This is a genomic window from Oceanobacillus sp. B139/18 (genome assembly GCF_055524595.1).
On sequence record NZ_JBVFXI010000001.1, the window covers coordinates 943768 to 964737 of the forward strand.

The window sequence follows — 20970 nt, forward strand, 5'->3', positions numbered from 1 at the left end:
CCTCCATATCTATAGGTAGAGCTTATCAACAACAGATAAAAAATCAACTTTTTTCTGGTAATGAAAGGGGACAGGGTGTCCCAATTGTTTTACATGATTATAAGAAATTGATTTCTTACCACCATCAAATTGCTCCTCCCAGCAAACAAATAAATCTTTTGCATCGAATAGATAAGTTTCTTCATAAGCTCTAAACCGTAAAATAATAAAGCTGATTCCACCGTGCTTTATTACTTGCTGCATGTGATGAACTTGATGTTCATGGATATTGGCAAGCGGAAAGGATGTTTTATTTTTCGTTTCCTTTGCCTCAAAATCAATATACTTTCCTTTATAAATGCCGTTGTAATCAGTAGTTGATGCTTGTTTAAAGTATGCTTCGGTAATTACTGCAGCACTCCGTCTTGGGTAATGGACATTTACAATTTGCACGGGTGTCGGTTTTTTATGAATAACTGCCTGTCCTTGTATTCGATAAAAATCAGTGGTTTCATTTATTTCTTCTTCAAGCGTCATTCCTCTCCTGCTAAAACTTGTTTGCTTTGGTTTTATGGTTAGTGGTTTCCGCTGACCATTTGGATAATTCATTTTGCCAAGCCTCCTAACACTCTATCCTAAATGAAAAACAGCAATATTGAAACATTACTGTTTCGGGCAGGATACATATAAAACCAGTACACCATATATTATAATATAAATTCAAGAAGGAAACGAATTATAGCGTGCGAAATCTGAAAAGATATGGACAAAATATGGAGAAATCAAATCATGTACTTTCCTTTGCCTCAGCCTTACATAGTCTACGCAAAAATGCATCTATTCATAAGGGTTGAAGCTTAAAAAATAACCTAATTATATTTCGCGGGCAGGGTGCACCCGCAAAATAAAATTAGGTTATTTGCTGAAAATACTTTTTAACTTAAGTGGAAGGACGGTCAGGACCTGCTATTTTTTTATCTCTTGTTTTCTCATTGTTATTCTTTTTGTTATTTGCATTCGTTTTTTGCTGTCCTTTTGACGGTTTCATGAATATTAACCTCCTTTTTCCTTGTAAATAGCTGCTTTCGTTTATTTACTGTATTCCTCTTGAAGGAAGAGTTGATGAAACCTCCAGCAGCATAAGGCTTCAATATATAGCTTGTCTAATTTTGTGCAAATCATTACAGTTTTGCACTAGTTTTGTTTTGATTATTCTAGTTTTGTCGAATGGGAAGGAGGTTTCCCTTCTCACGTGGAATAAGTAGCGCATCCACTTGTAGAAACGAACGATTTTATTTTTAAATATATAGGAGGAGAATAAAATATGTTACTTTCAAAATCTGCCCTTCCCGAAGAAAATAAAGGATACAGCAAAAAGGATATGGAAGCACAAATAGAACAAATTCAGGAACAGCTTGCATTAATTCATTTTAAGTTAAAAGCAAAAGTAGATAGTGAAGTATGGGTGCAATTTCAAACAAAAACAAATAGTTTAAAACAAACCGAACTGGAATTTCAAAGACTAAAACAGCTATTATAATCATTTACAGGTGATTTTATGTGTTGTTCATGACTTTTCTATCTATTATATGATAAAATTTATTTAACGATTTTATATAAAAGCATGCAGTTTGAAATTGAAGGATGACTATTTAAAATGAAACTCAGCGAACAAACAGAGAAGTTAAATCACCATTTAGAAACACTTCGGGAGAGGTTTGAGAAAAGCGAAGCTCCCAGTGACCGAAAAGACCGTTCATTTTTTAATATGGTAAAAGCAGAAACAGCTCCTATCTATGATTTATTAGAAAGCTGGGAGAGAGATGCTTCAGCCGCAGTAAAAGAAAGAAAAGCGTCCGTTCACCCAAATCAAGTTCAATCAACAAGGGAGAATATGGAATTATTGTTAATGCATAGTTATTATTTGGATGTCAGAAGAAAAAGATATATGGAATTATATACATCCATTCGATATGTTTTTGATTTACTGCTGGATACCTTGGAAGAAGAAGATAAATAAAGAGAGATGCGAAAGCGTCAGGAGGAACATTCACATGAAAGAAAAATTACTCGAAGAAGCAATTCAAATCAGAGCTAGAGCGTATGTACCCTATTCCGAATTTCCGGTAGGTGCCGCACTGTTAACAAGCTCAGGGAAAATCTATACGGGATGCAATATCGAAAATGCTGCCTATCCATCTACCTGCTGTGCAGAACGGGTTGCTATTTTTAAAGCTATTTCGGACGGAGAGACAGAATTTACAGAGATGGCTGTTGCAGCAGATACAAAACGTCCAGTGCCTCCATGCGGGACGTGCAGGCAGGTGATGAGTGAATTTTTTGCTCCTGATATGACCATCCACTTAACTAATTTAAACAAAGATGTACAGACGCTAACTACAGATCAATTATTACCTTTTTCATTCCAAAAGGAAGATATGGATTAAAAAGCCTTTGCGTTTATCAGAAAGCGTCAAACCGGCAATGATAAACTTTTTTTAAATGGAAATATTGGAGAGATTTATAAATTTTAGAAGGAGACTGATATTCAGTTTCCTTTTTTATGTTATAATAGCTTTAATAAATATAGAATAATGTTAAAATAAAAACACATGATGAAAAATGATAAGTAATAGTATATTTCAGAGGTGATTTGGTAATGAGTATTGATCGCGTTCAACTTAATGGAAAGAAAATTTTAGAAAAAGATTTTAAAACAGGAATCAGAGGGTATTCTCAGGAAGAAGTAGATGAATTTTTAGATATCATTATTCAGGATTATGATAATTTCAAACAGGAAATTGATCGTCTAAACGAAGAGATCGAAAAATTGAAAAGCAATCGTCCAGCAGCAGAAACACCTAGAGCACGTTCTACACAGCAAAGCTCACAGGTTAATTATGACGTGTTAAAACGCTTATCCAATCTTGAAAAAGCTGTATTTGGAAAAAGATACGCTGATTCAGAAGAATAACTGAAGAGATGATTGATTTTTTTAAAGAACTTTGCTAAACTGTTTTAGGCTGCTTAAATGTCTATGTAATCGCTATGTCCATTTTTGGATGTAGAGGAAAGTCCATGCTCACACAGGCTGCGATGCCTGTAGTGTTCGCGCTTGATGAAATCATAAGTCAAGGTAGTTTTTAATAAACTAACGGCAGACGAGCTGTACTAAGTCACTTTTTGTGATATGTCAGCTCTCTTGAAAGTGCCACAGTGACGTAGCTGGTTTGGAAACATACCAGGTGGAACGAGGTAAACCCCGCGAGTGAGCAACCCAAATAATGGTAGGGGCATCCTTTAGTAGGGAATGGAACCGAACAAGGGACAGCAACAGCTGTAGATAGATGATTACAACCGGCGTACAAGGCTTGACCACCGTTTGCAGTACAATGGAACAGAACATGGCTTACCGGACATTTAAAGGTCGTGCTGATGAACAAACAGATTCTATTTCCAATTAAATGAAATAGAATCTTTTTTTCTTTTAATGATAAACCTATTAATAATGACTAATGACCGAGAGGAATATTTAAAAATGAAACAAGTAACTTTAATTGCTACAGCAGCGATGGGACTTGAATCAATTGTTGCAAAAGAAGTAAGAGATCTTGGATATGAAGCCACAGTAGAAAACGGAAAAGTTATCTTTGATGCGCCAATTTCCGCTATCCCAAGATGTAATTTATGGTTAAGAACCGCTGACCGCGTAAAAATTCTTGTCGGCAAATTTCAGGCCAAGACATTTGATGAATTATTTGAACAGACTAAGGCGCTTCCCTGGGAAAGTTATATTGATGAAACAGGGCAGATACCTGTATCAGGCAAATCTGTCAAATCGACGCTATACAGTGTGCCAGATTGTCAAGCCATTGTGAAAAAAGCAATTGTAGAACGAATGAAATTAAAATATGGACTCATAAATAAGCTGGAGGAATCCGGAGCGCTCTACAAAACAGAAATTGCTCTATTAAAGGATGAAGCAACACTGACGATTGATACTTCCGGGACAGGCTTACACAAGCGAGGATACCGTGTCGGGCAAGGGGAAGCTCCTTTAAAAGAGACACTTGCAGCAGCGCTTGTTCAATTAACCAACTGGAAGCCTGACCAGCCCTTAATCGACCCATTCTGCGGCTCTGGAACGATTTTAATCGAGGCTGCACTCATCGGCCAAAACATTGCACCCGGATTTAATCGTGAATTTGCTTCAGAGGAATGGAGTTTTGTAAAACAGAAGCATTGGGATGCGGCTTTTGGAGAAGCAGAAGAGGTAGCGAACTATGACCAGCCTTTATTTATCACTGGTTCGGATATCAGCCATCAGCTGATTGAAACAGCACAGGCAAATGCGCTGGAAGCAGGGCTTGGTGATTTGATTGAGTGGAAGCAGATGCAGGTCAGCGATCTTACAATCAAGCAAAAGGACGGGTATTTAATCACGAACCCGCCATACGGAGAACGTTTAAGCGATAGGGAAGAAGTAGAGAAAATGTATCAGGATCTGGGGACTATCATGCGTCATCATCCATCCTGGAGCGCATACATTATTACGGCGTATGAGCAATTTGAAAAAGTATTTGGTAAACCAGCTACAAAGAAACGTAAGCTGTTTAATGGTTTTATCCAGACGAATTATTATCAATATTTCGGGCAGAAAGAGGATTAGAACCCCTCGTAATCATGCATTAAAGACGGCAGCAGGTAATCATGGAAAACGATTACCTGCTGCCGTCTTTTATTATTTTTCAAATGAATTCTTTTTGTCCTGTTCAGACACGTGCTTTTCTGCAATCCATTTAAAAAATTCTTTTTCAATTTCCGTTAACTCACGGTCCAGCTTATGCTTAAAATCAGTTTCGAGATGTTTATATATTTTTCTGTTCATCATTTATTGAATTTCTTCCCCTTATAAAATACCGTCAAATGGAGGAGATCCTGGCGGTGCATTTTGAATAATATCTATCATCGGAATCGTATATGCAAATAATATCAAAGCAATTGTGATTCCAATCCACAGCTTCCAATTTTCCATCCATTGCGGTGTAGGCTGTGCATCCTCTTCTTCTTCCGCAATAGGGTATTCTTCTTCCCCTTTAGGAGCAAATGCGATTAAATCCACAAAAATGTATACCATCAGTACAATACCGATAAATAAGAGGGTGCCTCCAACAGCCTGTGCAGTCTGATAACCAACCCATTCTGCCGCTTGCTCGGTACCGCCGTATTCGGAGAAGGAGGATCTTCTTGGTCCTCCTAAAAGTCCTTGAATATGCATTGCCCCAGACATAATCAGCATCCCGACAGCCCAAATAATGGTTTGATAAATTCCCAGCTTATGAATCTTTGGCGTCAGCTTTCTGCCTGTTAAATGCGGTATTAACCAGTATGCAATCCCAAAGAAAGTGAGGAGTACTGTCGTTGCAATCGTTAAATGAAAGTGTCCTGTTACCCAAATCGTATTATGAACAAGCGTATTCAATTGGTGAGATGCGTTAATAATACCGCCTGCTCCGCCAGGTATAAACGCAAGCATTCCGACAAACGGAGCTACAAAACGGACGTCCTTCCAAGGCAATTTTTTAAACCAGTCAAACAGTCCGGTTGCACCCTGTTTTCTGCCTGTAGTTTCAAACATAGCAAACATTGAAAATGCAGTCATTAAACTTGGTACAATAACCATAAAGGTAAGAACTACCTGAATAAACTTCCATGTTGGATCAATTCCAGGCTCTGTAAGCTGATGGTGAAAACCAACAGGAATGGAGAAAAATAAGAATAAAACAAAGGAAAGCCTTGCTAACGAATCACTGAATATTTTTCCGCCAATAATCTTTGGTATAATCGCGTACCATGCCATATATGCAGGCAATAACCAGAAATAAACCAGCGGATGGCCAAAATACCAGAATAATGTCCGGCTTAACAGAACATTAATCGTCTCTGCATACCCTAATGACCATGGGATAAATTGGACCAGCACTGCGACTGTCACACCAATGGAACAAATAACCCACATAATCATATTAATCGTAACCATAAATGCTAACAGCGGTGTTTTCTGACCTGGATGCGCTTTTTTCCAAACATAGACCTGATGCCAATTTACAAAAGCCGCAATCCAAGAGCCAACGACCACAAGCGCAAGCCCGATATAAAAGATAGGGTGTGCTTTTAATGGCGCATAGAAGGTATATAGAACATTTGCTTCTCCCAGTAAAATGGCTGTTCCTGTTAAAGCTGTTCCTATCGTCATCGTCCAAAAAGACAGCCAGCCCAGCTTCCGTTGTTTATCGGACATTCCGACGGTTTTACCTAATAAGGAATATTGAAAGCCGATAATGAAGAAGGTAGTCAGTACTAATGCCAGGATAACGCCGTGTAAAGTAAGAATTTGATAATAGCCGATACCAAGCGGAAGTTCAAAATCGCCTGAACGCACCAATACTTGTAATAACCCCATTAATCCTCCAATAAATAAGGAAATAAATGCAACATACATAAAGGAAAGATATAATTTCGCTTCCGGTTTTGTAATCGGTAAGGGTGTTACATTAATTTCTTCATTCGGCTGCTGTTTCATTGCCAGACTCATCGTCGACCACCTCCACTGTCGCAAACATCATATGGTGTCCTACACCACAATATTCATTACATACTAATGTAAATTCTCCCGTTTGATTAAGCTCTACTTCCAAGCTGCTGATATATCCGGGCTCCACCATCATATTGACGTTGGTGCCGGCGATATTTAATCCATGGATAACATCGGTTGTAACTGCCTGAAATAAAACGGTTGATCCTTTAGGTATTTCAATGTGAGATACCGCGTTACCTTCCCCGTCATCACCTAAATCGTAATTGAAGGTACTCGCAACAATATTAACAATATATCTATCATCATCTACTTGTGTCAGTCCGAGGTTTTCTCTCTCGAAGGCCTCGTTTGCTTCTACATTCTCAGGGTCAATGGTCGCACCGTGACTTTGCGGATGTGTACCTAAATAGAATGCCCCGAATCCAAGTATCAGCAGAAATAATACAAGTGCTCCGCCGCCGAAGATAAGCCATATCTTCTCGTATTTGTGTAAGTGCATCTTCTTTCTCCTCCTTCTTTATCGCGATAAAAATAATAAAAATACTGCAAACCAGCTGATAAGAATAACAACCCCTATAGTGATAACGGAAAAAAATGTACCCTTTAAATTAGGTTCAGGTTTTTTCATGTGATTCACCCCTTTTGTAACTTCTTGCCTATATGACTATCATATCGAAAATAAGTCTTGTGTACGTTATCAAATCGCACTTTTCACAATTCGTTCACTTATTCACAAATAAGGTGATTTGACTATTTTACAAACTTTTTGGTTAGAAAAGTTTATGTCTTTTTGGTGAACAAATAAAGAAAATCATTGACAAAATGTAATAGTACGGATTCAAAAAGTATGGTCCATTTTATAGGGTTTTTGCCTATCTCCTTATGAGGGAAGCATTGCATCATGCATGATATAAAAAGGGGACGGAGGGTTGGACTGGTTTGTTTAAAGCAATGAGATTTTCTATGTTTCCTGCAAAAGCAGGCAAGGCAATTCGATTATTCACTTCGATGGCATCCGCAGCAAAGGTGAGACCTTACCTGAAGGAATCATTCTTGATTACCAATAAAAAAAGCAGAACCCCTCTCAAGGATCCTGCTTGCATCTATAATAGTTTTTATTTTTTCTCAACGTTTGCCGCTTGTGGACCGCGTTCGCCTTCCACTACATCGAAGACAACTTCTTGTCCTTCTTCTAATGTTTTAAAGCCTTCTTCTTGAATAGCAGAATAATGTACGAAAATATCATTCCCTTCCTCTAATTGAATAAACCCGTAACCTTTTTCTGCATTAAACCATTTTACTACTCCGTTTTCCATGTTAAATTTCCTCCTAAATACTTCCACGTAAAACGCGTGTGATTACAAAGCAGAAGAACGAAATATGAAAAAGGCAGCCTCCGATAGAAGAACGGGATCATAATCATCCACTTCTGTCTATCGAAGCTGCCTTTACTTTCTAATGATTCCGTGCTATCTTCTTTGCTTGTACCCATATTAGCTTAAATTTTTTTCGTAGTCAAGAAAACCTTACCATTTTCTATAATAATCAAAAGGTTTTGAATATATATGATTTATTTTCTTTTCTCTAAATGGATTAATTTAAAGTTGAGAAACATATAGGCCATGAATTTCTGTTATAATAGGGTTGTTTAAAAACCTGAGGATAGATAAAGGGAAATGAAATAATATAGTCAATATAAGCTCTTGCTAAAATATTTTAAGTTCAGGAGACATATTATATAGAGGAGGATTATAAATGCAGGGAGAACAAGGCTACTTAGATTTATGCCGTAAAATATTAGCTACGGGAGAGAATCGTGATGATCGGACAAACACAGGTACTTATTCCATTTTTGGCCATCAAATCCGATTTGATTTACAGAAGGGGTTCCCGTTGTTAACTACAAAAAAAGTTCCGTTCCGATTGGTTGCTACTGAATTATTATGGTTTATCAAAGGAGATACAAACATCCGTTATTTACTGGAACATAATAATAATATCTGGAACGAATGGGCTTTTGAGAAATGGATTAAAAGCGCGGAGTATACAGGCCCGGATATGGCAAACTTTGGGATACGCAGCCAAGAGGACGCTGCCTTTAAAAAAGAATATGACCAGCAAATGGAGCTGTTCAAAGAGAAAATACTCCAGGATGATACCTTCGCTCAGACGTATGGCGATTTGGGTTCTGTCTATGGGAAACAGTGGAGAGATTGGAAAACATCTAAAGGAGAATCCATCGATCAATTAAAAGAAACAATTGAAGCAATTAAAAACAACCCAAACTCCAGACGCCACATTGTATCTGCTTGGAACCCGGAGGATATTCCGACGATGGCCCTGCCTCCATGTCATACGCTGTTTCAGTTTTATGTAGCGGATGGAAAATTATCCTGTCAGCTCTATCAGCGCAGTGCGGATGTGTTTATCGGTGTTCCGTTCAATATTGCCAGCTATGCACTGTTAACGCATTTAATTGCACATGAATGCGGGTTAGAAGCGGGCGAGTTTGTTCATACCTTTGGAGACGCACATATCTATTCCAATCATATAGAACAGGTCAACCAGCAGTTAGAAAGAGATATCCGGGAGATGCCGGCATTAAAGATAAATGCCTCTGGAAAATCGATTTTTGATATTGAAATAACGGATTTGGAAATCGAAAATTATCACCCGCACCCAGCCATTAAAGCGCCAATCGCCGTTTAAATAATGAAGCATACACAACTGAATGGAGGCTAACGCATGATTTCATTACTATTTGCCGCTAGCAGGAATAATGTGATCGGCTATCAAAATGGGATGCCCTGGCATTTGCCGCAGGACTTAAAATTTTTTAAAGAGAAGACAACAGGAAATACGATTATTATGGGAAGAAAAACATTAGAATCGATGAACGGGCCTCTTCCGAAGCGGCGTAATGTTGTGCTGACCAGAAATAAAGATTTTGCACTCGACGGGGTAGAAATTATTCATGACTTATCTGATGTAGAGCGCTGGAACGAAGCACACCCAGAGAAAGAATATTTCATCATCGGCGGCGGAGAGATTTATGAACAGGCATTGCCTATCGCTGACCGCATGTATATTACACGGATTGACGAAGAATTCCCCGGCGATACATTTGCGCCGGATTTTGATGAAGCGGCGTGGGAGCTGACGGAAAAGGAAAAAGGCATAAAAAATGAGAAAAATCCGTATGACTATTATTTTCTGCAGTACGACCGCAAAAATTAACTTGTCTAACGATTTCTAAACATGCTATGATGGAAAGAGATTATGTTCTATTAGAGGACACAATATGAATAAAGAGGGTGTCAATGATGGGTATTGCAAGTATAGGCGTTCCAGGACTTATATTAATCGTGATATTAGCCCTTATTATCTTTGGACCTAATAAGCTTCCGCAAATAGGGAAGGCTGCCGGACAAACGCTGAAGGAATTTAAAAGTTCTACACGTGATTTAACGCAGGATATCACAGATGAGACAAAAGAGGTTAAGTCGATTGTGAAAGAAGAAAAATGAGTTTAGTCTCATATACGGAGTGAAGGATAATGAACATATTTTCAAATATCGGATTTCCCGGTTTAATTTTAATCATTATTGCTGCTTTAATTGTCTTTGGTCCAAATAAACTTCCTGAAATCGGAAGAGCGCTTGGAACAACATTAAAAGAGTTTAAAAATGCAAGTCAGGATATTTTAAATGACAATCCTAAAAAGAAACAATAATCAAATGCAGAGGTGTAGGGATTATTCCTTGCATCTCTTTTGTGTCATCAGTTAAAAAGGTGGGGTGAACTATGTCTGAACCAGAAGAGCAGATACCTGGAGAAAAAGAAATGAACGTTGGAGGACATTTGACAGAACTCCGAAATCGTTTAATTGTTACAGCGATTATATTCTTATTGTTTTTTATTGTCGGTTTTATTAATGTGAAAAGCATTTATCAGTTTTTTGTAGATGATATTGATATGCAGCTGACAGTCATCAGCCCAGCTGAGATTATTTGGATCTATTTTTCCATCGCAGGATTACTTGCCTTTGCCGCAACGATACCTGTTATCGTATATCAGCTTTGGGCATTTGTCAGTCCCGCTTTAACCGCAAAAGAAAAGCGAGTATCCTTAGGGTACATACCGGGATCATTAATTTTATTTGTACTGGGGCTTGTCTTTGGTTATGTGGTATTTATTAAATTGATTTTTCCATTTTTATTATCTTTGAATGATGATATGTTTAATATTATGTTTACCGTGGATCGCTATTTTGGATTTTTATTAAAAATAACACTGCCATTCGCCTTTTTATTTGAGCTTCCGGTGGTAACCATGTTCCTGACAAGCCTGGGGATATTAACTCCGGCATTTATGGTGAAAAACCGTAAATATGCTTATTTTATTTTAATTGTTGTCGGGGTATTGATAACACCGCCTGATTTTTTTCTGCAGATTGTTGTAGCAATACCGTTAATCGTTATTTATGAACTGAGTATCCAATTATGTAAGATGGTATATCGAAAGAAACAAGCACAACATGAAGCCTTTATGAATGAATAGGGGAGGGGAACTATGCGTCAATCTTTTTATCAATTCTTATTAACACATCGCGGGAAATTGAAGCAGGATGATTATTCTCAACTAGCAGATTGGGCATTCTACGATCATCATTTCCCGAAATACGCTGAAACGTATGATGAAATCAGCGAATACCTTGAATGGAATAGTCCATTTCCTGGTGCATTGGCAGCGTTTGATGCACTTTGGTCGGAATATGAATGGAAACACAGCAGCTGAAACAGGCTGCTTTTTTCATGGAGAAATCATATTAGTTCATCGCAAAAGCTTAAAGTAAGAAGTTAAACAAACGTTTGATTAATGACTTTTTGACGAATATCGGATGATTTCGACATTCTTTTGGCTTCCCAGCTGTTTAATTGGTGATTCCTGCGGTTTCCCGGGAAATGATTGCATGAATACGGGGGAATGTCTACACAGTTATATGGCTTCCGCATATTCTATAGCAGAACACAAAAAAGAGTAAATATGGATGGATAAGGGGTGGATAGTGATGGTTTTTCCACGCAGAAATCAAATGCCTCGTTCGCCGCAGCCCCCTTTTCGTAATGGACGCCATGATTTGAGGGGAATCCCGAGAGAAATAAGAAACACAAACGGAGCTGTAAATACAAAAGGCGAATCAAGAGGATTAGCAAGTTTATTGTCCGGGTCGGGAGGCGGAGGTGTCACGCAAAGCCTGGCTCAATCAGGAGGCGTTTCTACGCTTTCTAAAACGTTGGGAGGGGTACAGCAGGTTCTGGGTGTTGTACAATCAACAGCACCCTTAGTGCAAGAGTATGGACCGATGATTAAGAATCTCCCTTCGATGTACAGGATGATGAAGGCTTTTAAAACATTCAGCAAGGAAGACAGTGAGGAAATATCAGAGGAAGAGCGTATTCCTCCAGAACGTCCAAATCAAACAGCAGAAATCAATAAGCAGCCGGAGCAGACGGCAAAAATTAAAGAAGAACCTGTACAAAATAGAGAAAAGGGTGTTTCTACACCGAGATTATATGTTTAAGTCAAGCAGAAGGCTGAAATTATGATTAAAATAAGCCTTCTGCTTGATTTTTTTTTATAAAAAAGGAAAAATAGGGGGAGAGTATAGAAAAGAAGGAAAATAGCGATTGGAGGAAAAAAAGTATGTCACAACAAAAAGAACTCGCCACTTTTGCAGGAGGATGTTTTTGGTGTATGGTAGAGCCGTTTGATGAACGTCCCGGGGTAATCAGCATTCGTTCCGGATATACTGGCGGTCACGTAGAAAATCCAACCTATGAGCAGGTTTGCTCCAATACAACAGGACATGTTGAAGCGGTTCAAATAGAATATGACCCAAGCATTATGCCATATGAAGAGCTTGTAGAAACATTTTGGCAGCAAATTGACCCGACTGACGCAGACGGCCAATTTAATGATCGTGGTGAATCCTATCAAACAGCTATTTTCTATCACGATGAAGAACAGAAAGAAATAGCGGAGCATTCCAAAGAATTGCTGCAGCAAAGCGGAAAATTTAAAAAAGATATTGTTACGCCGATTCTTCCGGCTAAACCATTTTATGAAGCGGAGGAAGAGCATCAGGATTATTATAAGAAACGCTCTTTTCATTATAGAATGTATAAAAAAGGATCTGGACGAGAAGGATTTATCAAAGAGAATTGGCAAAATAAGCCTTCTGCAGAAGAATTACAAGAAAAGTTGACACCGCTGCAATACCATGTCACGCAGGAAAATGGGACAGAGCGTCCGTTTGACAATGAATATTGGGATAATAAAGAAGAAGGTATTTACGTCGATATTATTTCCGGCAAGGTTCTTTTTTCATCAAAAGATCAATACGATGCCGGCTGTGGCTGGCCAAGCTTCACCAAGCCAGTTGACCCGCAGCAGGTTACAGATGTGACGGATACTTCTCATGGTATGATCCGTACCGAAGTACGCAGTAAACAATCTGATTCGCATTTGGGACATGTTTTTGAAGATGGACCAAAAGAAGCGGGAGGATTACGCTATTGTATGAACTCTGCTGCAATGCGTTTTATTCCAAAGGACAAAATGGAAGAAGAAGGGTATGGAAACTTTTTATATCTATTCAAATAGATTATAATATTATTATGTAAACAAGAGAAGGGGAACAAAAGAATGATTCATAAAGACTGGGAGAACAGCGAAACTATTAAACAAATCACATGTGTACATGCTAATGCCAAGAAATTTATCGTTGACCGTAAGCTTACACCGGGGAAGGTGTATGATGTAAAAAATGAAACAGAAGAGTTTTACTTTATTATTGACAATAGCGATCGGATAGCAGGATTCAGAAAAGATTACTTTGAAGAAAAATAAAGCAAAAAATAGCATGAGATAAGCCTTCTGCTTTGGAGAAAGTCTTATCTCATGCTTACATAAAGCGTTTCTTTTTATTTTAAAATGCGTTATAATGATTTAATATGTCAATAATATTGGTAAAGAGGAGGAGAATCTCGTTGGCTTTCATTATTACTTCACCATGTAAAACAGAAAAAGCGGGGGAATGTGTAGAAGTTTGCCCTGTTGATTGTATAGAAGAAGGCGAAGATATGTTCTATATCGATCCGGATATTTGCATCGATTGCGGTGCATGTGAGGCAGTTTGTCCAGTAGAAGCAATCTATATGGAGGATGAAGTGCCGGAAGAGGAGAATGAATATATTTCATTGAACCGGTTATTTTTTGAAAATCGTTAATTATACAAAGGCTGCTTCCTATTATAGAAGCAGTCTTTTTCTATATCCTCATATTTATTCTTTTCTATTTCTGTTGAGTAATGATTACGTGAACAGGAGATACTAAAGAAAATATGTAAATGTGAGGTGCATTAAATATGGATATAAAATCAATTTGGCAGGCAGACACCGCATTCCAAGACTTTCCCAAGCTCGATGAATCAAAGAAAACAGAAGTTTGCATCGTCGGGGCCGGATTAACAGGAATCACTGCTGCATATCTGCTCTCGAAAAAAGGCATAAAAGTTATCCTGATAGAAGCTGACCGTGTGCTGAGTGGTGTGACTGGACATACTTCAGCAAAAATCACTGCCCAGCATGGTATCATTTATTCAGAACTGATTGAAACCATGGGCGAGAAAAAAGCAAAACAATATTATCAGGCCATGCAAGAAACCATGCATTTTATAAAAAATGAAATCAAGGAAAACCAGATTGATTGTAATTATGAAGAACAGGATGCGTTTCTATATACAAATGATAACGCTTATTTAGCGCAATTAGACAAGGAAGCAGAAGCATATAAGACCTTAGATATTCCAGGAGAGCTTACCTCAGAGATGCCGCTGGAGATTCCTTTTAAAAAAGCGTTAAAAATGACTGGACAAGCCCAATTTCATCCTTTAAAGTATTTACAATTTATGCTAGAGGAAGCTGTAAAAAACGGCACAGAGGTTTACGAGCAAACTGTTGCAATGAAGCTGGAATATAATAGACAGCATACGGTCTTAACAAAGGATAAGCACCGTGTTGCATGTGATTATCTGATAGCAGCTACTCAATTTCCGTATATTGATCATCAAGGTCTCTATTTTGCCAAAATGTATGCAGAGCAATCTTATATTGTATCAGGAAAATACACAGGTAAATACCCGGGCGGAATGTATATTAATGTAGAAAATCCAACCCGTTCTATCCGGACAGCTACGTTAAATAATAAAGATACCTATCTTCTTATTGGCGGCGAAAACCACCGCTCAGGAGAAAGCACGGAGGAGAAATTATGCTATGACAATTTAAAGGCGTTTGCTAAAGAGCAATTTGAGATAACGGACATTTCTTATCAGTGGTCTGCACAGGACTTTACCACGCTGGATAAAATGCCATACATTGGCCCTATAACTGACGATGATCCTTCTATCTTCATTGCTACAGGCTATCGAAAATGGGGGATGACCAATGGCACATTAGCTGCAAATATTATAGCAGATAGTATTGCTGAAAAGGATGAAAATCCATACAATGAATTATTTTCTCCGGCACGTTTCGCTTCAAAGCCGATGCTAAAGAATCTATTCAAATTTAATATGGAGGTTGCCGCAGAGCTTTTAAAAGGTAAGCTGGATTTTATTCCGCCAGGGACAATAGATGATTTAGAAATAAATGAAGCCGTCATCACAAGGGTAAAAGGCTCTCGCGCTGGTGTTTATAAGGATATGGAGGAAAAACTGCATGTTTTGGATACGACTTGTACGCATCTAGGCTGTGAGGTCAATTGGAATGGTGCTGATAAAACATGGGATTGCCCTTGCCACGGTTCTCGTTATCATTATGACGGCGAGGTGTTGGCAGGACCTGCGAAAGAACCCTTAAGAAAATTGTCTCTGGATGAGTAATACAGAAAAGGAACACTCTTTTTTCAAATAAAAGTGTTCCTTTTTTTATGCAGCAATCATTGACTTAACTTTTAATCCCATTTAGTGTAATATGGATGAATCTAATAAATTTGGATAAAAAAATAGTTCAAATTTAGAAAAAAGCAGGTGATCATATTGGAAATGGAAATAGGTAATATTATTACGATGATTGGTTCTATCGTCATTTTTATTAATTTATTACTGGCACTAGGTGTGCTATTTTTTGAAAAAAGAGATGTCGGCTATACCTGGGCATGGCTGCTTATTTTATTTTTCTTGCCCATTGTTGGATTTTTAATTTATATCTTTTTAGGCCGCAGTCTAAAACAGAATAACTTTTATGGCTTAACAGCAGAAGAACAAAAACTGCTTAAAGAAGAAGTAGACACACAACTAAAACTGATAGAGGAAGAAAAACGGGATGATATCCCATGGTTAAATCAGTACAATGACATTGTCACCATGAATTTACGCTCTTCTCACGGCAGATTATCAGAGGACAATGAAATTTTCATATTTAAGGATGGCCATAAAAAGTTTGATGCTCTGCTGAATGACATCAAGGAAGCGAAACAAGAAGTCAATGTGCAATATTATATAATTCAGCCCGATCAACTGGGGAAAAGATTAAGAGACGCATTAATTACTAAAGCAAAAGAAGGCGTAAAGGTCCGCGTTTTATACGATGAAGTAGGATCAAAAAAGTTGCCATCCCGATTCTTTGATGACTTAAAAAAGGCGGGAGGAGAAGTGCGTGTGTTCTTCCCATCCTTCTTAAAGCTGATTAACTTCCGAATCAATAATCGAAATCACAGAAAAATGGTCATTATTGATGGTGAATTCTCCTATATTGGCGGCTTCAACGTCGGCGATGAGTACCTTGGAGAGGATAAAAAATTCGGTTACTGGCGCGATACGCATTTAAAAATATACGGAAATGCTGTCAACGACATACAGGTCCGATTTATTATGGACTGGCACCAGGCTGGAAAGGATAAGCTTCATGATGATTATAAGAAGTTTTGCTTCCATTTAGAGAAGCACCATGGAACAAGCCCGGTGCAAGTTGTTTCCAGCGGTCCAAACTCTGAGACGGAGCATTTAAAGAATATGTATATTAAGATGATTCTCTCTGCAAAAGAGAGTGTCTGTATTCAAACGCCGTATTTTATACCGGATACGAGTTTCATGGATGCTTGTAAAATGGCGCTTTTATCAGGAGTAGACTTACGAATCATGATTCCTTGCAAGCCGGATCATCCGTTCGTGTATTGGGCTACATGGGCATATGCAGGAGATCTATTAGAATATGGAGCGAAAATATTGCTTTATGAGAATGGCTTTCTGCACGCAAAAACCATTGTAGTGGATAAGAAAATGGCTTCTGTCGGAACAATGAATATCGATTCCCGAAGCTTCCGGTTGAATTTTGAAGTAAATGCGATTACGTATGATGAAGCCGTTTCTAATGAATTGCACAATATATTTGAAGAAGATTGTAAGTTAAGCTCAGAGTTAACACTTGAACGCTACCATAAACGATCCTTATGGATTAAATTTAAAGAAGATATTTCCCGTTTGCTTTCACCAATTCTATAAAATAGAACGGGCACAGCTTTATCACGCTGTGCCCGTTCTATTTTTAATATTTAACGTTAAAAGAGGTATACTCCGGATCTCCGGAAAGCTTATTGACATCCATCTCATTTACTTTTGCAAATCGAGAGGGGCCTTTTTTAATTTCTTCAAGAAAACGGTCTACATTATTATCTTCTCCATATGCTTCAAAGGCTACTGCACCGTCATCTTCATTTTTTACCCAGCCGACAATATCATGATTCATCGCAGCATGTTGGGTAAAGTACCGAAACCCGACTCCTTGCACACGTCCTTGAACTCTAGCAGATACATACTTCATAGAAAATCACCTCTTAATAGATATGATAGCATAATTTATTTATCAATTTACAGTAAAGTGATATAATTACATACATAAATATTCTGAAAATTATAAAATGAAAAGAATAATTAATCAAAGTATCTGAGCAAGGAGGGAGGGGACGTATATGGAATGGATGATTAGAAATATTAATATGGAAGAGATAGACCAATTTGCATCGATTTTAAAAGAAGCCGCCGAATGGTTAAAGAGAACAAATAAGGAAATGTGGTATACTAGCGAACTTACCAAAGAAGCATTATTAGAAAAGTATGCACTGAATGAACTGTTTATTGGGTTTTTAAATGGGGAATCTGCTGGAACAATAATTGTTCAGGAACAGGATCACATATTTTGGCCGCATGAAAATAAAAATGACGCTTTATATTTGCATAAAATCGCTATACGCAGAAAGTATGCTAAAGAAGGCGTTTCTGTTAACCTGATAGATTGGGCTAAGCAGCAAGCCAAAATGCAACTGAAAAAATATATAAGATTGGATTGTGCAGCTGACAGACCTAATTTATGTTATTTTTATGAGTGTCAGGGATTTCAGCAAGTCGGCCAAAAGACGGTTGGTGAATTTTTTGTAGCTCTTTATGAATATCAGGTTTGAGATTAATAAATCATTTTGATTTAGCCGTATGAATGAACAATGGAATATAAAATCAAAAGTGTTAAAAATTTAATTTTGTCTCACTATCTAAAGTATACTTGGTTGTGAGATAGATTGTTTTATTAGTTCTCATAATAAATATTATGTAGGGGGCGTTATAGGAAATAAAAAAATTAAAGCTTTTCAATTCGATATTTATAGCTTCTCTTCTTCACAGAGTTAAAATCAATAAAATGAACACTATATTCTAGCACATCATTGGCGCTTAATTTATGTGCTTTTGCAAAATCCTTTATTTCAAGTAATAACTCTTTATCATAGGTTGTTTTATATTGAATACGATCTTTAGGGCGAGATTTTTTATCAAACTGAATAACTCCTTGCTTTAAAACCGCTTGTAAGCCTGATTCTAATAAATAATTTGGGTGTGTATCATATTGAATGGCCAATGTATTTAATTGATCAATAATCGATTTGCTAACATTTGTTCTAAATTTTACTCTCGATGTATCTGTTGTCTGAATCAGCTTTCCATCAATTAATTTCCACATTATATTACTCCTTTATTATTTGATTATGTGCTTTTGAATGAAGCCTTAAGTAATTTTCTTTATAGGATTCATAATGCTCTATTTCGTCATTGTATATAATATCTGCCAGTCTGGGAAGATACAATTTACCTTTTACCCAAACCCGAAAAACTGGATTACCAGATTGAGTAATTTCTTCAGTTATTTCACTACGCAGCTTCCATGTTTGAAAAACGAGTAGAAGTCCTTCGGCAAAGCTAAAACTGGCTGTAGTAATATTCATCACATAACCTTTCTTTTGAACCCAGCCATCACCATCTACAACTCCTCTAATAAAAGAGGGGAGGAACTCATCTGGCACCTCAGGAAATTGTACAGATAATGACTTATTAGGCAGTACTCCCAACTTCGCTAAATCATTCTTAATTTCTTTTGAATTAATAACCAATGTTGCTGTTGTTCTTGTTTTATATTTTTTCGATAAAATATAATCTGCACCCATATATCTCGCCACTTGACGAAGTATTGTTTGATTTTTTTGAGTTAAGGAAACACTAGAGATGCTCTGATTGATACAACCATCAGTTATAAACAACCCCAAAACCCACGCCATTTCATGTGACCACGTTTTAAAGAAATTTTCATTAACTTTATGCTTTCGCGGCTGCCCTGAAGATTGCTCTCTGTTCATTTTAACTCCATGTTTATAGATTACATTGCGAATAGCCCGATCAGAGATACCGACTCGTGCAACCATTTCTTTATAAGGCATACCGCTTTTATACATTCTAATAATAGCTTCGTCCGTGACCCCTGGGTTTCTAGGCATTTTTTTATCTCCTTTTGTTTGGTTTCTCTAATTATACAAACAAACGTTCGTATAATCAAGTGGAAACCTAGGAGAATTTAAAAATTTATCGTATAGTGAATTGGATAATACGCTAGTAATCACTCATCACCTTTAGGCATATCCATTTTATCTACAGCATTTTTCAAATCATCATTGTTAATATGCGTATAAATCATCGTCGTTTGTATCGATGAGTGGCCGAGTTGGCGCCTTAACTTCGGTACATCATTAATTTCATTGTGATACCTCGTAGCAAAAGAATGTCTTAGTTTGTGAACGGATAAGGATGGTTTTCCGAAAGCATTCGCGTATTTTTCGATTAACTTTTCAATAGAACGCGCAGTTAGTCGTCTTGGTGTGCCTTTTGGTCCCATTGCAGCAGCGATAAATAAAGCTTTGTTTGTTTTCTCAACATGATAGCGTTTTGCTCTGATTTGTAAATATTCATCTAAATCATCCATCGCTTGCTTGCTGAAATAAACATATTGTTCTTTGTTTCCTTTACGAATAACACGTGCAGTAAATTTGCTGTGATCAATATCATCTAAATCCAGGTTCACAACCTCTGAAAGTCGTAATCCAGAGCCTAAAATAAGCGAGACAACCGCTGTATCACGTTCACGATTTAGGCGGTGAAAATTTGCAAGCTTTTTGTTGTCTTTATAAAGCTCACCATAATCATGGGCAACAAATTGGCGAAATCGTTCATATTCATCACCAATTAAGATTTTTCCTTCCATTTTATTTGCAGTTGTTTCCATACTTTCTTTGATGTCGTTGAATTCAAGCTTTGCCATCACATTACGTTTTAAATATGGCTGTAAATCACGTGTTTCAGCAATGTTTTGCAGGTAGTTGAAAAGCGATTTTAAAGCAGATAACTTGCGATTTATTGTGAGTTCCTTGTTATGTAATTGGTATTTAAGAAAGGTCAAAAATCGTTCAGCTTCCTGAACAGTTAGTGATTCAAGCGACTCAAGGGGCAGATCTTTCAATTCACCAGAATAAAAATTTTCGGTCACGAGCCAATTGAAAAAAATTTTATAATCGTGTGCGTAATTGAGTAATGAAGCTGCTGATAATTTTCTTTCTTTATGATTGATAAATTCCTCGACATACCAAGGAAGTTCCTTAAGAAGCGTTTGAAGTTTATTGTAAAGTTGCTGTTTTGAATGATTTGCCATTAGATCACCTCATAGATAAATTTTACAGGACTGTAATCAGAATTGCAATTATTACGTCAAATTTATATTTTACGTAATAATCTATTTGGATGATATTTTATATACACCAATAAATAAATCTTCTTTCTCTGCCTGCCCCCTATTTGTTCATGTTGATATTCTCTCTTGAATAAAATACCGGATTTATTCAAAGTAATAATTCAAAGAATAAATCCAACTGAAAAATAATCGCCAGTTGGATTGGATCGAGTTACGTATAGATCTAATTGAATAATTCACTTAATATCTGTTTTTTAATTTTAACTT

Annotated in this window: 28 protein-coding genes and 1 other RNA gene; 19 read left to right on the plus strand and 10 right to left on the minus strand. The window is 37.3% G+C overall.

Features of this window, described 5'->3' with window-relative positions; translation table 11 throughout:
- Positions 1 to 9: 9 nt before the first annotated feature.
- Positions 10 to 588: a Holliday junction resolvase RecU gene (gene recU / locus ACZSMY_RS04560; RefSeq protein WP_042534094.1), complete on the minus strand. Its 579-nt coding sequence runs from the start codon at positions 586 to 588 to the stop codon at positions 10 to 12.
- A 715-nt stretch (positions 589 to 1303) separates the two neighbouring features.
- Between recU and ACZSMY_RS04565 the strand changes: the two genes are divergently transcribed.
- The 6 genes from ACZSMY_RS04565 (at position 1304) to ACZSMY_RS04590 (ending at position 4648) form a co-directional block, all read left to right on the plus strand.
- Positions 1304 to 1519, plus strand: a complete 216-nt coding sequence (locus ACZSMY_RS04565; protein ID WP_042534092.1) for a hypothetical protein — start codon at positions 1304 to 1306, stop codon at positions 1517 to 1519.
- A gap of 117 nt (positions 1520 to 1636) precedes the next feature.
- Positions 1637 to 1999, plus strand: a complete 363-nt coding sequence (locus tag ACZSMY_RS04570) for a DUF1798 family protein (protein ID WP_042534091.1) — start codon at positions 1637 to 1639, stop codon at positions 1997 to 1999.
- A gap of 34 nt (positions 2000 to 2033) precedes the next feature.
- On the plus strand, positions 2034 to 2426 hold the full coding sequence (locus ACZSMY_RS04575; protein ID WP_042534089.1) for a cytidine deaminase: 393 nt from the start codon (positions 2034 to 2036) through the stop codon (positions 2424 to 2426).
- 212 nt (positions 2427 to 2638) lie between these two features.
- A complete protein-coding gene (gene gpsB, locus ACZSMY_RS04580) occupies positions 2639 to 2953 on the plus strand; it encodes a cell division regulator GpsB (protein ID WP_042534087.1) in 315 nt (104 codons plus the stop codon).
- A gap of 57 nt (positions 2954 to 3010) precedes the next feature.
- Positions 3011 to 3396: RNase P RNA component class B (rnpB, locus tag ACZSMY_RS04585), an RNA gene on the plus strand.
- 121 nt (positions 3397 to 3517) lie between these two features.
- Positions 3518 to 4648, plus strand: a complete 1131-nt coding sequence (locus ACZSMY_RS04590) for a THUMP domain-containing class I SAM-dependent RNA methyltransferase (RefSeq protein WP_042534085.1) — start codon at positions 3518 to 3520, stop codon at positions 4646 to 4648.
- 72 nt (positions 4649 to 4720) lie between these two features.
- Here ACZSMY_RS04590 and ACZSMY_RS04595 read toward each other — a convergent pair whose 3' ends face one another.
- The 5 genes from ACZSMY_RS04595 to ACZSMY_RS04615 form a co-directional block, all read right to left on the minus strand.
- Entirely contained in the window at positions 4721 to 4870 is a 150-nt protein-coding gene (locus ACZSMY_RS04595; RefSeq protein WP_175297064.1) for a hypothetical protein, read from the minus strand.
- Between the two features lie 18 nt (positions 4871 to 4888).
- Positions 4889 to 6562, minus strand: coding sequence for a b(o/a)3-type cytochrome-c oxidase subunit 1 (locus ACZSMY_RS04600; protein ID WP_413465434.1), 1674 nt, complete (start codon positions 6560 to 6562; stop codon positions 4889 to 4891).
- Positions 6543 to 7076, minus strand: a complete 534-nt coding sequence (locus ACZSMY_RS04605) for a cupredoxin domain-containing protein (protein WP_193062169.1) — start codon at positions 7074 to 7076, stop codon at positions 6543 to 6545. The genes ACZSMY_RS04600 and ACZSMY_RS04605 overlap by 20 nt, the downstream gene beginning before the upstream one ends.
- An 18-nt stretch (positions 7077 to 7094) precedes the next feature.
- The gene (locus ACZSMY_RS04610; protein ID WP_084612974.1) at positions 7095 to 7205 is read right to left on the minus strand and encodes a cytochrome c oxidase subunit 2A; all 111 of its coding nucleotides are present in this window, start codon (positions 7203 to 7205) and stop codon (positions 7095 to 7097) included.
- Between the two features lie 487 nt (positions 7206 to 7692).
- Entirely contained in the window at positions 7693 to 7893 is a 201-nt protein-coding gene (locus ACZSMY_RS04615) for a cold-shock protein (RefSeq protein ID WP_042534079.1), read from the minus strand.
- A 439-nt stretch (positions 7894 to 8332) separates the two neighbouring features.
- On the opposite strand from ACZSMY_RS04615, the gene ACZSMY_RS04620 reads away from it, so the two are divergent.
- From ACZSMY_RS04620 to cls, 12 genes are all read left to right on the plus strand, one after another.
- Positions 8333 to 9286, plus strand: coding sequence for a thymidylate synthase (locus ACZSMY_RS04620; RefSeq protein WP_465147488.1), 954 nt, complete (start codon positions 8333 to 8335; stop codon positions 9284 to 9286).
- 36 nt (positions 9287 to 9322) lie between these two features.
- Positions 9323 to 9814, plus strand: a complete 492-nt coding sequence (locus ACZSMY_RS04625; RefSeq protein WP_193062167.1) for a dihydrofolate reductase — start codon at positions 9323 to 9325, stop codon at positions 9812 to 9814.
- 86 nt (positions 9815 to 9900) lie between these two features.
- Positions 9901 to 10104, plus strand: a complete 204-nt coding sequence (tatA, locus tag ACZSMY_RS04630) for a twin-arginine translocase TatA/TatE family subunit (protein ID WP_042534073.1) — start codon at positions 9901 to 9903, stop codon at positions 10102 to 10104.
- A 35-nt stretch (positions 10105 to 10139) separates the two neighbouring features.
- Entirely contained in the window at positions 10140 to 10310 is a 171-nt protein-coding gene (gene tatA, locus ACZSMY_RS04635) for a twin-arginine translocase TatA/TatE family subunit (protein WP_040982187.1), read from the plus strand.
- Between the two features lie 71 nt (positions 10311 to 10381).
- Positions 10382 to 11137, plus strand: coding sequence for a twin-arginine translocase subunit TatC (gene tatC, locus ACZSMY_RS04640; RefSeq protein WP_042534071.1), 756 nt, complete (start codon positions 10382 to 10384; stop codon positions 11135 to 11137).
- Positions 11138 to 11149: 12 nt separating this feature from the next.
- Positions 11150 to 11374, plus strand: a complete 225-nt coding sequence (locus ACZSMY_RS04645; RefSeq protein WP_193062166.1) for a YozE family protein — start codon at positions 11150 to 11152, stop codon at positions 11372 to 11374.
- Positions 11375 to 11648: 274 nt separating this feature from the next.
- Entirely contained in the window at positions 11649 to 12161 is a 513-nt protein-coding gene (vrrA, locus tag ACZSMY_RS04650) for a VrrA/YqfQ family protein (RefSeq protein WP_212928186.1), read from the plus strand.
- 122 nt (positions 12162 to 12283) lie between these two features.
- Positions 12284 to 13243, plus strand: coding sequence for a peptide-methionine (R)-S-oxide reductase MsrB (gene msrB, locus ACZSMY_RS04655; protein WP_256704707.1), 960 nt, complete (start codon positions 12284 to 12286; stop codon positions 13241 to 13243).
- Between the two features lie 42 nt (positions 13244 to 13285).
- The gene (locus tag ACZSMY_RS04660) at positions 13286 to 13489 is read left to right on the plus strand and encodes a DUF6501 family protein (protein ID WP_042534067.1); all 204 of its coding nucleotides are present in this window, start codon (positions 13286 to 13288) and stop codon (positions 13487 to 13489) included.
- A gap of 140 nt (positions 13490 to 13629) precedes the next feature.
- A complete protein-coding gene (locus ACZSMY_RS04665; protein WP_017796848.1) occupies positions 13630 to 13869 on the plus strand; it encodes a 4Fe-4S dicluster domain-containing protein in 240 nt (79 codons plus the stop codon).
- A 137-nt stretch (positions 13870 to 14006) separates the two neighbouring features.
- Positions 14007 to 15524, plus strand: coding sequence for an FAD-dependent oxidoreductase (locus ACZSMY_RS04670; RefSeq protein ID WP_276540056.1), 1518 nt, complete (start codon positions 14007 to 14009; stop codon positions 15522 to 15524).
- A 162-nt stretch (positions 15525 to 15686) separates the two neighbouring features.
- A complete protein-coding gene (gene cls, locus ACZSMY_RS04675) occupies positions 15687 to 17144 on the plus strand; it encodes a cardiolipin synthase (RefSeq protein ID WP_042536270.1) in 1458 nt (485 codons plus the stop codon).
- A 43-nt stretch (positions 17145 to 17187) separates the two neighbouring features.
- Here the strand turns inward: cls and ACZSMY_RS04680 are convergent, their stop codons facing one another.
- Positions 17188 to 17463 carry an acylphosphatase gene (locus ACZSMY_RS04680; protein WP_042534065.1) on the minus strand — a complete coding sequence of 92 codons (276 nt, stop codon included), beginning with the start codon at positions 17461 to 17463 and terminating at the stop codon, positions 17188 to 17190.
- A gap of 148 nt (positions 17464 to 17611) precedes the next feature.
- Between ACZSMY_RS04680 and ACZSMY_RS04685 the strand changes: the two genes are divergently transcribed.
- A complete protein-coding gene (locus ACZSMY_RS04685) occupies positions 17612 to 18100 on the plus strand; it encodes a GNAT family N-acetyltransferase (protein WP_042534064.1) in 489 nt (162 codons plus the stop codon).
- A 173-nt stretch (positions 18101 to 18273) separates the two neighbouring features.
- On the opposite strand, the gene ACZSMY_RS04690 is transcribed toward ACZSMY_RS04685, so the two are convergent.
- The 3 genes from ACZSMY_RS04690 to xerS all read right to left on the minus strand — a co-directional run bounded on the left by ACZSMY_RS04690 (position 18274) and on the right by xerS (position 20664).
- Positions 18274 to 18651, minus strand: coding sequence for a hypothetical protein (locus ACZSMY_RS04690; protein ID WP_042534063.1), 378 nt, complete (start codon positions 18649 to 18651; stop codon positions 18274 to 18276).
- 4 nt (positions 18652 to 18655) lie between these two features.
- Positions 18656 to 19459 carry an LAGLIDADG family homing endonuclease gene (locus ACZSMY_RS04695; RefSeq protein ID WP_212928189.1) on the minus strand — a complete coding sequence of 268 codons (804 nt, stop codon included), beginning with the start codon at positions 19457 to 19459 and terminating at the stop codon, positions 18656 to 18658.
- A 119-nt stretch (positions 19460 to 19578) separates the two neighbouring features.
- Positions 19579 to 20664, minus strand: a complete 1086-nt coding sequence (gene xerS / locus ACZSMY_RS04700) for a tyrosine recombinase XerS (RefSeq protein WP_042534061.1) — start codon at positions 20662 to 20664, stop codon at positions 19579 to 19581.
- Between the last annotated feature and the right edge of the window lie 306 nt (positions 20665 to 20970).